The organism is Planctomicrobium aquicomposti (genome assembly GCF_051466325.1).
In the GTDB taxonomy this organism is placed as follows: domain Bacteria; phylum Planctomycetota; class Planctomycetia; order Planctomycetales; family Planctomycetaceae; genus Planctomicrobium.
The window spans coordinates 1,136,851-1,150,477 of sequence record NZ_CP195792.1 but is presented as its reverse complement, the minus strand read 5'-3'; the positions used below and the strand labels follow the sequence as shown (position 1 = coordinate 1,150,477).

Sequence of the window (13,627 nt, the reverse complement as noted above, 5' to 3'; positions counted from 1 at the left end):
TCGCTTTCGCCGTGCTGGCGATGGTGGTGCCAGTTGGGAGTTGGGCGATGATGTTTCGCCGGCTGCCCGCCTTGTTGTGATGTATGACGCGAAATCATTGAAGAGGTCGAGCCATGCCCGTCGGGCTTCTCGGAAGAAAAATCGGAATGACGCAGGTCTACGGTGAAAACGGCCAACTCGTGCCGGTCACCGTGATCGAAGCGGGCCCCTGTGCCGTGCTGCAACTGAAGACTCAGGAGCGGGACGGTTACGAAGCGGTGCAGCTCGGCTTCGACGACAAACTGAGCGAGAGCGACAAGGCTCGTTCGGAGGACCAGCGGAATCGCAATCGTGCCAACCGCGCTGAGCGGGGTCACGTGGCTGTGCTGAAAAGCAAGCGGCAGCGCCGCCTGGCTGAAGCCGGAGTGCAGGCACTCCCCAAGGCCAACTGCGAGCCGAAGCGGTTCGTGCGTGAGTTTCGCCTCGATGGCGAACAGGCCTCACTCGAAGTGGGACAGGTTCTGACCACCAGCCTGTTTGACGGCGTCAAAGAAGTGGATGTCGTCGGAACAAGCAAGGGGCGTGGAACCAGCGGTGCCATGAAGCGGCACAACTTCCAGGGCCAGGGAAGTGCACACGGTACAAAGAAGGTGCATCGCCGCGTGGGGGGTATCGGTTCGAACTCCCAGAATCGCGGTACCAGCGGCATGATCAAGAAGGGTCGGCGGATGGCCGGCCAGTACGGCAACACCCGCTCCACCGTGCGGAACCTCCGCGTGGTTCGCGTGGACGCAGAAAACAACATGCTTCTGGTGGGTGGTGCCATCCCCGGGCCGAATGGCGGTTACGTCATGATTCGGGTGGCGAAATAGTTCAGTCAGGAGTGGCCAGGGCTCTTTCACCCCGGCATGCTGAAAGTACCAGCGATGGCAGACACAACAAAAATTTCCGCACCGGTTCGCGGAATGAATGGCAAAGACGCCGGAACCTACACGTTCGATGGCGCTGAGCTGGCGGATCGCGTCAGCAAGCAGCTGCTGCATGACGTCGTTGTCATGTACCAGACCAATCAGCGTCAAGGTTCGGTCAAAACCAAGACCCGCGGCGAAGTGGCCGGCAGCACCAAGAAACTGTTCCGCCAGAAGGGAACAGGGAATGCCCGCGTCGGAACGAAGCGGTCCCCGATTCGTCGTGGGGGTGGACATACCTTCGCAAAGCGGCCGAAGGACTGGAGCTACCGATTGCCGAAGAAGGCCATCCGTCTCGCAACCCGGATGGCCCTGCTGAGCAAGTTTCAGGATCAGGAAGCGATCGTGCTCGATTCCTTCGTTGTCAACGAAGTCAAGACGAAGACGATTGCCGAGATGCTGAAGGCCCTCGGTGTGGCTGCCGACTCCTGTCTGCTGGTCATCCCCGAGCATGACCTGAAGACCTGGAAGTCAGGCCGGAATATTGAAAATCTGTGGATTTCGCCGGTCAAGGACCTCAACGCCTACGCACTGCTGCACCAGAAGCGGTTGCTAATTACGCGTGAAGCTCTTGATCAGGCACGTGCAGCTCAGAAAGAGGCGGTGACTGCAGGATGATTGTTCGCTGCCACGTGGGCAGGAGCGAATTTTGAGCAGTGACCTGTGGAGAAGTCAGATGTCGTATGTTTCGTCGGGAATTCAACTGGAACCGCACCAGGTGATCGTGCGTCCGCTCGTCACCGAGAAAGGTGTGCACCAGTCTCAGCGCTTCAATTCCTATGCGTTTGAAGTGCATCCGCAGGCCGACAAGGCTGTCGTCAAGACAGCTGTCGAATCGCTGTGGAATGTGCGGGTTGTTGATGTCCGGACACAGACCCGTCGCGGCAAGCCACGCCGGAGTCGAACCCTGATGGGACATACAGCGGATTGGAAGAAGGCGATTGTGCAGTTGCATGAAGATGATCGCATCAACTTCTTCTAGGATTCCGAGAGCAGGATTTGCTCCTGCCCTCAATGAGATCAACGCGGACGAACTGGACTGAGTCAAATGGGAATTCGCTTTTACAAACCGGTTACTCCTGGACGTCGCGGCGCTTCCGTCAGCGACTTCGCAGAGATTACGGACCGTAAGAAACGACCCGAGAAATCGCTGACGGTTCGCCTGACCCGCACCGGCGGTCGCAACCACCACGGGAAGATTACCTCCCGCCATCGTGGGGGTGGACACCGGAAGTTGTACAGGAAGATTGACTTCAAGCGCGTGCTGAACGGAATCCCGTTCAACGTGACTCACATCGAATACGATCCGAACCGCAGTGCCCGCATTGCACTGCTGGAATTCGAGTGCCCGGAAACGAAGACCGTCCAGAAGTGCTATATCCTGGCACCCGATGGTCTCAAGGCGGGCGACGTGGTCATGAACGGCCCGGATGCAGAGCCGAAGGTCGGGAACTGCCTTCCGCTGTCGAAGATTCCTCCGGGAACTGAAATTCACAATATTGAAATGCAGCCTGGCCGTGGAGGCCAGCTCGTTCGCAGTGCCGGAAACCGGGCTGTGATGAATGCTGCTGAAAAAGAGTGGGCACAGATCACTCTGCCGTCGGGCGAAGTTCGTCGTCTGCCGGGTCATTGCCGTGCCACGATTGGTGTTCTCGGTAACGCCGATCACTCGAAGATTAACCTGGGTAAAGCAGGCCGTACCCGCTGGAAGGGGCGTCGTCCTCACGTCCGCGGTGTGGCCATGAACCCTGTTGCTCACCCGATGGGTGGGGGCGAAGGCCGTACGTCCGGTGGTCGCCATCCGTGTAGCCCGACCGCCAAACCGGCCAAGGGTGGGAATACCCGGAAGCGTCGGAAGTCATCGTCGAAGGCGATTATTCGCCGTCGTCGGTCACGTCGAAACGGCCTGAAGAAGATTTGATTGGAACATCGGGCAGCGAGCAGGACAGATTGGCCGCTGCAGAATTGAATTAGAGTTACTGGAGAGGTGAGTATGGGTCGGTCACTGAAAAAGGGCCCGTATGTCGATGAAAACCTGCTGAAGAAGATCGCCCGGCTCGACGCCTCGGGTTCCAAGCAGCAGATCAAGACCTGGGCACGTCGTTCGACGATTTCGCCCGAGTTCATCGGTCATACGTTCCTGGTGCACAACGGCAAGGCCCACCTCCAGGTGTATGTGACGGAAGACATGGTTGGGCACAAGCTGGGAGAGTTTGCTCCCACTCGTACGTTCCGTGGTCACGGAGCCAAGGGGAACCGGTAGTCAATGGCGTTTCGCCGTCTGCTGGGGAGTCAGGAGCAAATCGAAGATGTCACACGTTAGAGCCTCACACCGTTTCGCACGTATTTCCGCGACCAAGGTCCGTCCTTTCGCGGATCTGATCCGCGGCATGTCAGTCCAGCAAGGGCTGGAAGCCTTGAAGTACGTCCCCAATCGGGGTGCCCGCTTCCTTGAAAAGGTGCTGCGGAGTGCAGCTGCCAATGCAGAGGATCGGGGCGCACGCAATGTGGACAACCTGCCGATCGTCGACTGCCAGGTGGATGGCGGCCCGATGTTCAAGCGGATGCGTCCTCGTGCCCGCGGGATGGCTTTCGTCATTCGTCGTCGGTTCGCTCACATTCACGTGGCGATCGACGCACCTGAAGTGCAGTAAGACAATCACCCAACGACTTAGCGGCGTGATCTAGCGAGAGATTCATTCATGGGACAGAAGACACATCCTCTGGGATTCCGCATCGGGGTCACCGAAGACTGGCGCAGCCGGTGGTATGCGTCCAAGAAAGAATTCGGTGATCTCCTGGTCGAAGACCAGAAGATTCGCAAGTTCGTCAACACAGAATACAAGTCTGCCGCTCTCGACAAGATCGAGATTGAGCGGACCCGTGATCAGGTCGTCCTTTATCTGCACTCTGCCCGGCCGGGGATCATTATCGGTCGCAAGGGTCAGGAGATCGACCGCCTGAAGGCCCGGCTCGAAGACACCTTCGGACGCCGGATGGAAGTCAAGATTATTGAAATCAACAACCCGTTCCGTCGGGCTCAGCTGATCGCCGAAGACGTCGCTCAGCAGCTTAACAAACGGGGAAGTTTCCGTCGGGCGATCAAGCGGACGCTGGATCAAGTGATGGAAGCGGGTGTGGCTGGAGTCAAGGTCGAGCTGTCAGGCCGGTTGGGCGGAGCAGAAATGTCCCGCAACGAGAAGGCCAGCCGAGGTTCGATTCCTTTGTCGACCTTGCAACGGCATGTGGATTACGGTTTCGCGGAAGCCAAAACGGCACAGGGCGTTATTGGCGTGAAAGTTTGGGTCGACTTAGGCGACTATACGGACGAGGAAAATACCGATGGCACTTATGCCGAAACGGGTCAAGCATCGAAAAAACCAAAGAGGTCGCATAAAAGGTAATGCCACCCGTGGAAACACGGTGGTGTTCGGCGAATACGGCCTGCAATCGACCCAGCCTGGCCATGTGACCGCGGTAACCATTGAAGCCTGCCGTATTGCAGCCTCGCAGTATATTCGCGGCTCGGGCGGTAAGGTCTACATTCGGGTGTTCCCGGATAAGCCGGTAACGGCCCGTCCGCTCGAAACTCGTATGGGTAAGGGAAAAGGGGAGCCGGATCACTGGGTGGCTGTCGTGAAGCCCGGTACCGTGCTGTTTGAGATTGCTGGAGCCAACAAGGAAGCTGCACGCGATTGTTTCAACCGCGTGGCCCACAAGCTTCCGGTTCGCGTCCGCCTGGTCGAGCGCCAGCCGGGAACATAGTGATCCGTGACCCGCACCCTTGACGTGCGGGTTATCGCCACTGCGACTTGTCTTACTGGGTTCGGTCTTCGCGCGAGCGATTTGAAATCAAGATCAGAGTAGAGTGATGTCCAAGGCCAAAGAACTTCGAGAGATGAACGACGAGCAGCTGAAGTCTGAGCTGAAGCAGACTCAGCAGGAGCTGTTCCAGCTGCGATTTCAGGCCTCGACCGAGAAGCTGGACGCCCCCAGCAACCTGAAGAAGCTGCGACGTTCGATTGCCCGGTTGAAGACGATTCTGACCGAGCGCGAATTGAAGGCTGCCAAGTAATTCATTGATCTATCGATTCGCGGCCGGCCCGTGATCGACACAAAAACATTTTAGCCGACCAGGCGTAATTGAGATGCGACGAACTTTGATCGGAACCGTGGTCAGTGACCGCAACGCCAAGACTCGACGCGTTGACGTTGAGCGCGTTTACCAGCACGCCAAGTACAAGAAGATCGTCCGCGGCCGGACCGTCTGCTATGTGCACGATGAAAAGAACGTCTCAAAGGTTGGCGACACGGTCGAGATCGTGGAATGCCCCCCGAAATCGGCGACCAAGCGTTGGGAACTTCTCCGCGTGGTGACCAGTGTCGATGAGATCGAAAGCCGCCTCGCTCGTGAACACGTGGCTGCTCAGTCAGCCGCCCGTTCCGCCGCAACGGACATCGATCAGGCAGCGGTCAGTGCCGCGACCGAGGGACCGAAGTCCTAGGTCTCCGTTGAGACTCGTGCCGATCGCGAAGTGATACGCAGATAGAGCCAGTTTGAAGGTGCTGTCGTCATGATTCAGATGCAAACAATTATGGATGTTGCGGATAACACCGGCGCAAAGACGGTCCGCTGCATTCGCGTGCTGGGTGGCACCAAGCGACGGACCGCCAGCCTCGGAGACGTCGTTGTCGTCAGTATCCAGAAGTCCATCGCCGGTGCACCGGAAGCGTTCCGCAAGGGACGGGTCACCCGCGGAGTGATTGTACGGGTCCGTTACGGCACTCGCCGGGAAGATGGTAGCTACGTCCGCTTCGACAGCAACGCTATCGTGCTCGTCGATAACGATGGCAATCCGCGCGGTACTCGTATTTTCGGCGCTGTGGCTCGCGAACTTCGCGATCGCCGGTACATGAAGATTATCAGCCTCGCAGCTGAAGTGGTGTAACGATGAAAATCAAACGTGGTGATATGGTGCTGGTGGTTGCCGGCGACGACAAAAGCGACACTCCGCGCGTCGTGGAACAGGTACTGGATGGCGGCAAGAAGGTCGTCATCGAAGGTGTGAACCTGGTTTACAAGCATGTCCGTCGCGGACATCCCAAGAGCCCTCAAGGGGGCCGCCTGCGGATGGAAAAGCCGATTCAGAGTTCGAACATCATGTTCTTCTGCACCAGCTGCAACGCTGGTGTTCGTCTCGGACTGCGTTACACTGCCGCCGGGGCCAAAGAGCGTTTCTGCCGCAAATGCAGCAAAACCGTGGGGCAGGTCAGCCCTCCCCGTCCGGCATATGCCAAGGCCACAGCAGCGAAGTAGTTGAGACTTTTCTCGCGCGTCTGACGCAGCGAAATCAAAATCTGGCTGGATTGAGGTTGGGTACACATGTCCCGTTTTCTGGAAAAATATCGTACGGAGATCGCTCCCAAGCTCGCCAAAGAGTTGGGACGGACCAATCCGCACAGCTTGCCGGCGCTGCAGAAGATCGTGGTGAGCATGGGTGTCGGCAAGGCGATCGGGGATCAGAAAATCCTCGATGAAGCCATGGAACACCTGGGTCAGATCACCGGGCAGAAGCCTTCCGTCCGTCAATCTCGAAAATCCATCGCGCAGTTCAAACTCCGCGAGGGGATGCGGGTCGGGGGTTGCGTGACACTCCGCCAAGGGCGGATGTATGAATTTCTCGATCGCTTGATTACACTGGTTCTCCCTCGCGTCCGTGACTTTCGCGGAGTGAACCCGAAAGCGTTCGACGGTCGGGGGAACTACAGCCTCGGTCTGAACGAACAGGTGGTGTTCCCGGAAATCAACGCCGACAAGGTGAAGAATATCCAGGGGATGAATATCGCAATCGTGACCTCGGCCAAGACGGATGACGAAGCTCGGCTGCTGCTGAAGGAATTCGGCATGCCGTTCCGTGAACCCGGGTCCAAGAAGTAAACAACAGTCGGCTGCCCGCCGGGCAGTAGAATTCGCCCGGATCACAGGCACCAGGAACAATTGACATGGCGACCAAAGCTCAAGTAGCAAAATCCAAGCGTAAGCCGAAGTTCAGCAGCCGGATCGTCCGTCGCTGTGAACTGTGCGGACGGCCCCGGGCTGTTTACCAGAAGTTCAAAATCTGCCGCATCTGCTTCCGCAAGCTCTGCCTGAATGGACTGGTCCCCGGTGCCAAAAAGGCCAGCTGGTAGTCTCCCTTCAGTCGCCTGGCACTCATGCCGGCCGACATGACGATTTGATTCAATCTTTTGCAGAGTTGACGGAAGCGGATTGCTGCTTCCAGAGGACAAACTTCCGATGATGACCGACCCGATTGCCGACATGCTCACCCGTATCAGGAATGCCCTGATGATCGAGCATCCGTACGTCGAAATGCCGACCTCGAAGGTCAAAGTCGGCATCGCTGAAGTTTTGCAGCGTGAAGGTTACATCTGGGACTTCGAAGTGGTCCCCGGTGAGCCACAGGCCACGTTGAAAATCCATCTCAAGTACAGTCCGACCGGTGAACGGGTCATCCAGAAGCTGACCCGTGTCAGCAAGCCTGGCCGCCGCGTCTATTCCGAGTCGCGGAAGCTGACCGACGTGATGCAGGGAATGGGAATTACCATCCTCTCGACGAATCAGGGCATGCTGAGCAGCCGCGAAGCCAAGGCCAAGCACGTCGGCGGCGAGATCCTTTGCGAAGTCTGGTAATAGTAGTTATTTTCTGCGGTCACGGTCGCCGTTGGACCACGGCTGGCTAACGAACCCGAAACGAGTATCAAGATGTCGAGAATTGGTAAGAAGCCGATCCCTGTGGCTGCCGGAGTGGATGTCGCTATCCAGGGTAACACCGTCAAGGTGAAGGGGAAGAACGGCGAGCTCGCTCACGAATGGCACCCCAACATCACTGTGGCATGGGATGCCGATGGTCGCCAGATCGTCGTACAACGTCCGGATGATCAGCGCCAGAATCGGGCGCTGCACGGGCTGACCCGGGCTCTGATTGCCAACATGGTTCAGGGAGTTCAGACCCCCTTCGAGAAGCGTCTCGAGATTCAGGGTGTCGGCTATCAGGCGACCCTGCAGGGGAAGACCGTTGCTTTGCAGGTCGGTTATGCCAACGTCGTGAAGCTTCCGATTCCGACCGGCGTCCTCTGCGAAATCCCCGCCCCAACGCAAATTATCCTCAAAAGCGCCGACAAGCATGCCGTCGGTCAGTTTGCTGCGAATATCCGTCGGGTTCGTCCGCCCGAGCCCTATAAAGGCAAGGGAATCCGTTACGTGGGCGAAGTCGTTCGCCGGAAGGCCGGTAAGGCATTCGGTAGCTGACGTGAGTTCGGCAGACGCGGTTCTCACGGCGTTATTTGACATTCAAGCCCGGACGGTACATCCCGGGAAGAGACTGGCAGGCTAAGACATGAGAGTTCAACAACGCATCGCAAAGCAGCGCTGGCGACGGGCGAATCACACCCGGAACCGGATCCGCTCGACCGCTGGTCGGCTGCGTCTTTCGGTGTTCCGCAGCAACAAGCATATTTCCGCCCAGATCATCGATGATGAAGCGGGACGGACATTGATTTCGGCCAGCACCAACGAGGCGAGCCTCGGCGGTGTCGGCAAGTGTCACGGAAACAAAGCTGCCGCTGCACGGGTCGGCAAGGCCCTTGCAGAACGGGCCCAGGCGGCCGGGATCAAGCAGATCGCTTTCGATCGTGGCTCATATAGCTATCATGGTCGGGTCGCCGCTCTGGCCGACGCCGCCCGCGAAGCCGGTTTGGATTTTTAATCGTTGCCGCCAACAGGCGGTTCGCAGGAATACATTTCTGTCAGTCTGAACGTCGTGCGGGTTCTCCCGACTGACTGCCGGCTGATTCGAGACAAAAGAATTCTCCCAGGAGTAGCCTCGTGGCTTCAGAGTCAGGACAAGGTTCGAAGAATCCGGAACGTGTCGTTCAGATCCGACGCTGTGCGTGCGTCGTGAAGGGTGGACGTCGTTTCAGTTTCGCAGCTCTCGTGGTTGTCGGCGATGAGAGCGGCCGCGTCGGCTATGGGTACGGCAAGGGATCGGAAGTTCCGATCGCTGTCGAGAAGGCCACGAAGCAGGCAAATCGCCGTCTGCAACGGGTCTCGATGCAGAATACAACGATCCCGCACCAGGTCGAGGGCCGCTTCGGGGCGTCTCGCGTGGTGCTGATTCCAGCGGCTCCCGGAACCGGGATCATCGCCGGTGCGACCGTCCGGTCGGTGGTGGAGCTGGTAGGTATCAAAGACATTCTCTCCAAGAGCCGCGGTTCTTCGAATCCGGTCAATCTAGTCAAGGCGACATTTGACGCTCTTGCCAAGCTGCGGACCCGGGAAGACGTTGCCCGTCTCCGGGGCGTGGAGATCTGATCCTCGTCGGTGTGATCAGCTGCGGAAATTTCGAGTAGAGCTACTTCAGATCTGAACGATTTGCCATGATTATTGATGACGTCCACCGCGGGATACAGAAGAACAAGAAGCGCAAGCGTCTGGGTCGCGGTCCAGGCTCCGGGCATGGCAAAACGTCGGGTCGCGGTCACAAGGGTGCCGGAAGCCGTCGCGGATATCATGCGCGAATCGGTTTTGCCGGGGGCCAGATGCCGCTGTTCCGCGTTGTGGCGAAGAAGGGGTTCAACAACAACCAGTTCGCCACCAAGGTTCTGGCAATCAATATTGCAACTTTGGCAGAACGTTTCGAGAATGGGGCCGAAGTCAGCCCTGAGACGCTCCACGCCAAGGGAATGGCCAAAGGGAAGTTCGACGTCATCAAGATTCTTGGTGACGGTGAACTGAATTTGAAGCTGTCGGTCAAGGCACACCGGTTTTCGAAATCAGCTGCTGAGAAGATTCAGGCAGCCGGCGGAACCGTTGAAGTTCTGGAGTAAGCTGCGATCGGTTCCCGATCTGACAGCGTGAGTCTGCGTTTTATTTGTCGGCTGGCGACCGATCGCGAAAACAGAACGAAGGATAGGCGGGTCAAGCAGCCGCGATTTGCAGAGCGGATCACCCTGCAGGCACACGATAAGGACGTTGTTCGATGCTGTCGCGACTGCGAACCATTTTTACGATTCCGGAACTCCGCCAGAAAATCCTCATCACGCTGATTCTGCTCGCCGTTTATCGGATGGGCTTTTCGATCATGCTTCCGTTCATTGATCAGGAAGCATTTGCTGAATCTTTCAAGAAGATGCAGAGCCAGGCCGGCATCGGCCAGTTCATGCAAGCCGTTGCTCTCTTATCGGCATCCGGCCGTGGGAACGCCACGATCTTCGGTCTGGGAATTATGCCGTACATCTCGGCATCGATCATTTTCCAGCTGCTGGGCCAGGTTTATCCTCCTCTCGAGCAATTGCAGAAAGAGGGCGAGACCGGACGCAAGAAGATCAATGAATATACGCGCTATGCCACTGTCCTCATTGCACTCGGACAGAGCTATTTCTGGATCAACATGCTCGCGAATAATCGCCTCGGCATGGGTCAGGGTGTCATTCTCGATGCCTACGACACCTGGTTCTATCGACTCGTCGCCACGTTGACGATGACCGCCGGGACCATGCTGCTGATGTGGATCGGCGAGCAGATCGACGAGTATGGTGTCGGTAACGGAATCAGCTTGCTGATCATGGCGGGTATTCTCGCGCAGATGCCCGCCGCCGGACTCGAACTTCTTCGTCCTGCTCTCAAAGAGGGAATCGGACTGGGTACAGCGGGTGGCATCGACAAGTTGCTTCCGCTGGCGATTCTGTTCGTCGCGGTGGTGATGGGAGTGATCGCGATCACGCAGGCCCAGCGCCGCATTCCCATCCAGAGCGCGAAGCACGTCCGTGGACGTCGCGTCCTCGGTGGCCAGAAGCAGTTCCTCCCGCTGCGTGTCAATCAGGCGGGGGTGATGCCGATCATCTTCGCCTCGAGCCTGTTGATGATCCCGATGTTCGTGTTCACCTGGCTTTCGCAGATGTTCCCGGGGAGCTCGATGCTCTCGGCCTTTGCGAACACCTTTGGTGGAAGCGGGCGAGGTCTGTCTTACAACCTGCTCTTCATTCTGCTGATTTACTTCTTCTGCTACTTCTGGACGAGCATCACGTTCAATCCGAAGGACATGGCAGAGAATCTGAAGGACTACGGAAGTTTCGTTCCCGGTTACCGTCCCGGCAGTCACACCGAGAAATACCTCGATCAGGTGATGGTCCGTATCACTTATGTCGGTGCCGGCTTCCTGGCCCTGATCGCGGTGATTCCGACCGCAGTCGCCTCGGGAATGGATATTTCCTTCCTGATCGCCAGCTTTTACGGCGGAACGGGTCTGCTGATCGTCGTCTCCGTGGCCCTGGATCTGGTTCAGAAGATCGACAGCCATCTGGTGATGCGGAATAAGGCTGGTCTGCTCGATTCCGAAGACGTCTGATTCCTTTCGAGTTGGAAACTCGGGCCTTGAGAGACTGTCGGTGCATCCGGGGCGCTCTGAGCTGCGAGCCCTGTTGAAGACACTGCAGAAGGCCCGTCATGGCGATGATTACTCTCAAAAGCAGGCGTGAGATCGAACAGATGCGGGCGGCCGGACAAGTGGTCGCCGAGGCGCATCAGATTGCCGCCCGGATGGTGGCCCCCGGTGTCACGACCCGCGAGATCGATCAGGAGATCGAGAAGCTTTTCGACGCCCGACAGGCCCAGTCCCTCTTCAAGGGATTCCCCGGCAAGGTTCCGTTTCCGGCCGTCACCTGCATCAGCGTGAACGAGCAGATCGTGCACGGAATTCCCGGCGACTACGTTCTGAAGGTCGGGGACATCGTCAGTATCGACACGGGCTGCCGGGTGAATGGCTGGTGTGGCGACTCCGCCTGGACTTACGCCGTGGGCGAGATCGACTCCGAAAGTCGCCGACTGATGGATGTTGGCCAGGAGATTCTGCGAACGGCGATCATCGGACTGGGACAGGAGTCACGCTGGTCTGCCGTGGCCCGCAAGATGATGAAAGTTGCAGTGGATGCCGGCTTCTCGCTGGTGGAGGATTTCGTGGGCCACGGAATTGGCCGCGAGATGCACGAACCACCGCAGGTGCCGAACCTGTACATCAAAAAGATGGAGCGGGACGACTTCCCCATTCAGCCCGGCCTCGTGCTCGCGGTTGAGCCGATGCTGAACGCAGGAACCGCACGCGTCCGCATCCTGAAGGACCATTGGACGGCAGTGACCGCTGACGGTAAGCGGAGCGTTCATTTCGAGCATACGATCGCAGTGACGGCCGAAGGACCAATCCTGCTCACAGAGGGTGTCGGAACCCCTCTGCTGCCATAGGCCTGCTGTCGATGGTGTCGGGGGCGGGTCCGGAACGGCTTTCTCATGCTGACGACGCATTCCTCGCCCGGAATTGCAGAAGAGCGGCACGCTCCCTTCGTGTGTGGCCCCCAATGCCTTTCAAATCGAGCAGAGCTGCTCAACAGGACGGATGTACAAGTCGCCGGGCGTGATTTCCTGGCAGATTGGCGTTCGGCTCGTCCTCAAAACAGAAAAACCCCGGCCGCTGTCGGGCGACCGGGGCATCATCCGGAAAGTTGCAGTGTTTGTCACCAGTATCTGTGGTTACTGCTTCAGCGAAGAAACAGTCGTCCCTTCGACGGTTCCTTCAGCACGGAAAGTGACCGGTTGTTCCCGGCCAGCGATGGTCAGGATCAGGTTCTCGGAGACCGGTCCGCCTGCTTCCGGAGCGGTATACCGGAACTGGACGACGTGAGTCGGCTGCGACGCATCGGTCAGGCGGGGAACTTCAAACATGTTGCGATTTGAAGCACACTCCACGTGATCAATCTTGAACGGCCGCTTGCCGCGAATCACCACGGTAAACGTCTTGGTTTCGCCTGGGGCCATTTTCCCCAGCTGTTGCACTTCCGGAGTGACCACGATGTCTGGCTCAACCCGGCCGAAGACGAGCACGGGAACTTCTGGGGAGTTACGATCATTGGTCAGCAACGTGAGCTGGTTCTGAATGTTTCCCATTTTGGAGTTGGGATCGAGCTTCACCGAGAGCTCATACAGCACGTTGGTTGGCGTGCGGGAGACTTCGCGAACCTTGGCATCGATCGTCTGATCGCCCGATTTCACACCGGTCACCTGCCAATTGGCGCCATTTCCCGCGTAGGCGATCTCGATTTTCCGTTCAGCACCAGTGCCATATTCCACGGTTCCGAAATCGGCATTGCCCGGAGTCAGCACAACGTCAGAGCGAATATACGCACTGATGGGAATCCGGACAGTTTTCGTGGCGGACCCTTTGGCGCCATGGAACGTCAATGTCACATCGACGTTCGAGTCCTTCTTGTGCATGAACTTGACGGTGTTCATCTTCACTTCAATCAACGCCTGCTCATGCGTTTTCAGCAGTGTTTTGTCAGGCTTGGCGGCAGTACACCCGCAGGTCGTCCCGACATTCGAAATCGAAATGTCTTCTTCATAAAGATTTGTGATGACAATGTTGTGGCGCACGTCGGCCCCTCGCGCCACCGTTCCGAAGTTGTGATTCAACTCAGAGAACATTTTCTCTGCCCAATTGAGTGACGACTGCTGGGCAACAGCAGACGTGCCTGCAAACAGGGACATCGACAAAACAAACAGCGGTGCAACTCTGGTTAACATGACATCTACTTTCCTGACTGCATTTCGATCTGGCGAAGGGGGCACCGGA

The 13,627-nt window shown here is 57.7% G+C and carries 22 protein-coding genes; 21 read left to right on the top strand and 1 reads right to left on the bottom strand.

Translation table 11 applies throughout. The features are described 5' to 3' along the window. The first annotated feature begins 113 nt into the window (after window positions 1-113). From rplC to map, 21 genes are all read left to right on the top strand, one after another. On the top strand, window positions 114-851 hold the full coding sequence (gene rplC, locus SH664x_RS04390) for a 50S ribosomal protein L3 (protein WP_437205366.1): 738 nt from the start codon (window positions 114-116) through the stop codon (window positions 849-851). Between the two features lie 54 nt (window positions 852-905). Then, a complete protein-coding gene (gene rplD / locus SH664x_RS04385; RefSeq protein ID WP_437205364.1) occupies window positions 906-1,565 on the top strand; it encodes a 50S ribosomal protein L4 in 660 nt (219 codons plus the stop codon). Between the two features lie 58 nt (window positions 1,566-1,623). Further along, on the top strand, window positions 1,624-1,929 hold the full coding sequence (gene rplW, locus SH664x_RS04380) for a 50S ribosomal protein L23 (RefSeq protein ID WP_437205362.1): 306 nt from the start codon (window positions 1,624-1,626) through the stop codon (window positions 1,927-1,929). A 66-nt stretch (window positions 1,930-1,995) separates the two neighbouring features. After that, window positions 1,996-2,868: a 50S ribosomal protein L2 gene (gene rplB / locus SH664x_RS04375; RefSeq protein WP_437205360.1), complete on the top strand. Its 873-nt coding sequence runs from the start codon at window positions 1,996-1,998 to the stop codon at window positions 2,866-2,868. A 72-nt stretch (window positions 2,869-2,940) separates the two neighbouring features. Further along, a complete protein-coding gene (gene rpsS, locus SH664x_RS04370) occupies window positions 2,941-3,210 on the top strand; it encodes a 30S ribosomal protein S19 (RefSeq protein WP_437205358.1) in 270 nt (89 codons plus the stop codon). A gap of 46 nt (window positions 3,211-3,256) precedes the next feature. Then, window positions 3,257-3,601 carry a 50S ribosomal protein L22 gene (gene rplV, locus SH664x_RS04365; RefSeq protein ID WP_437205356.1) on the top strand — a complete coding sequence of 115 codons (345 nt, stop codon included), beginning with the start codon at window positions 3,257-3,259 and terminating at the stop codon, window positions 3,599-3,601. Between the two features lie 48 nt (window positions 3,602-3,649). After that, window positions 3,650-4,351 (top strand): 30S ribosomal protein S3, encoded by a 702-nt coding sequence (gene rpsC / locus SH664x_RS04360; protein ID WP_437205354.1) that lies wholly within the window; start codon window positions 3,650-3,652, stop codon window positions 4,349-4,351. Continuing rightward, the gene (gene rplP / locus SH664x_RS04355) at window positions 4,290-4,712 is read left to right on the top strand and encodes a 50S ribosomal protein L16 (protein WP_437205353.1); all 423 of its coding nucleotides are present in this window, start codon (window positions 4,290-4,292) and stop codon (window positions 4,710-4,712) included. Before rpsC ends, rplP begins: the two co-directional genes overlap by 62 nt. Window positions 4,713-4,818: 106 nt before the next feature. Continuing rightward, on the top strand, window positions 4,819-5,022 hold the full coding sequence (rpmC, locus tag SH664x_RS04350) for a 50S ribosomal protein L29 (RefSeq protein WP_437205351.1): 204 nt from the start codon (window positions 4,819-4,821) through the stop codon (window positions 5,020-5,022). Between the two features lie 73 nt (window positions 5,023-5,095). Beyond that, window positions 5,096-5,452 carry a 30S ribosomal protein S17 gene (gene rpsQ, locus SH664x_RS04345; RefSeq protein WP_437205350.1) on the top strand — a complete coding sequence of 119 codons (357 nt, stop codon included), beginning with the start codon at window positions 5,096-5,098 and terminating at the stop codon, window positions 5,450-5,452. Between the two features lie 69 nt (window positions 5,453-5,521). Further along, window positions 5,522-5,896: a 50S ribosomal protein L14 gene (gene rplN, locus SH664x_RS04340; protein ID WP_437205348.1), complete on the top strand. Its 375-nt coding sequence runs from the start codon at window positions 5,522-5,524 to the stop codon at window positions 5,894-5,896. Between the two features lie 2 nt (window positions 5,897-5,898). Then, window positions 5,899-6,264, top strand: coding sequence for a 50S ribosomal protein L24 (rplX, locus tag SH664x_RS04335; protein ID WP_437205346.1), 366 nt, complete (start codon window positions 5,899-5,901; stop codon window positions 6,262-6,264). Window positions 6,265-6,330: 66 nt separating this feature from the next. Continuing rightward, entirely contained in the window at window positions 6,331-6,885 is a 555-nt protein-coding gene (gene rplE / locus SH664x_RS04330; RefSeq protein ID WP_437205344.1) for a 50S ribosomal protein L5, read from the top strand. Between the two features lie 65 nt (window positions 6,886-6,950). Next, window positions 6,951-7,136, top strand: a complete 186-nt coding sequence (locus tag SH664x_RS04325) for a type Z 30S ribosomal protein S14 (protein ID WP_437205342.1) — start codon at window positions 6,951-6,953, stop codon at window positions 7,134-7,136. 106 nt (window positions 7,137-7,242) lie between these two features. Further along, window positions 7,243-7,638, top strand: a complete 396-nt coding sequence (rpsH, locus tag SH664x_RS04320) for a 30S ribosomal protein S8 (RefSeq protein ID WP_437205341.1) — start codon at window positions 7,243-7,245, stop codon at window positions 7,636-7,638. 72 nt (window positions 7,639-7,710) lie between these two features. Then, on the top strand, window positions 7,711-8,256 hold the full coding sequence (gene rplF / locus SH664x_RS04315; RefSeq protein WP_437205339.1) for a 50S ribosomal protein L6: 546 nt from the start codon (window positions 7,711-7,713) through the stop codon (window positions 8,254-8,256). A gap of 88 nt (window positions 8,257-8,344) precedes the next feature. Then, complete coding sequence (gene rplR, locus SH664x_RS04310; RefSeq protein ID WP_437205337.1) at window positions 8,345-8,713, top strand: 50S ribosomal protein L18; 369 nt, start codon at window positions 8,345-8,347, stop codon at window positions 8,711-8,713. A 119-nt stretch (window positions 8,714-8,832) separates the two neighbouring features. Continuing rightward, the gene (rpsE, locus tag SH664x_RS04305; protein WP_437205335.1) at window positions 8,833-9,318 is read left to right on the top strand and encodes a 30S ribosomal protein S5; all 486 of its coding nucleotides are present in this window, start codon (window positions 8,833-8,835) and stop codon (window positions 9,316-9,318) included. Between the two features lie 65 nt (window positions 9,319-9,383). Continuing rightward, window positions 9,384-9,833: a 50S ribosomal protein L15 gene (rplO, locus tag SH664x_RS04300; protein WP_437205333.1), complete on the top strand. Its 450-nt coding sequence runs from the start codon at window positions 9,384-9,386 to the stop codon at window positions 9,831-9,833. 152 nt (window positions 9,834-9,985) lie between these two features. Beyond that, window positions 9,986-11,353, top strand: coding sequence for a preprotein translocase subunit SecY (secY, locus tag SH664x_RS04295; protein ID WP_437205332.1), 1,368 nt, complete (start codon window positions 9,986-9,988; stop codon window positions 11,351-11,353). A gap of 98 nt (window positions 11,354-11,451) precedes the next feature. Beyond that, complete coding sequence (gene map / locus SH664x_RS04290; protein WP_437205330.1) at window positions 11,452-12,243, top strand: type I methionyl aminopeptidase; 792 nt, start codon at window positions 11,452-11,454, stop codon at window positions 12,241-12,243. Window positions 12,244-12,528: 285 nt separating this feature from the next. Here map and SH664x_RS04285 read toward each other — a convergent pair whose 3' ends face one another. Continuing rightward, window positions 12,529-13,578, bottom strand: coding sequence for a DUF1573 domain-containing protein (locus tag SH664x_RS04285; RefSeq protein ID WP_437205328.1), 1,050 nt, complete (start codon window positions 13,576-13,578; stop codon window positions 12,529-12,531). Between the last annotated feature and the right edge of the window lie 49 nt (window positions 13,579-13,627).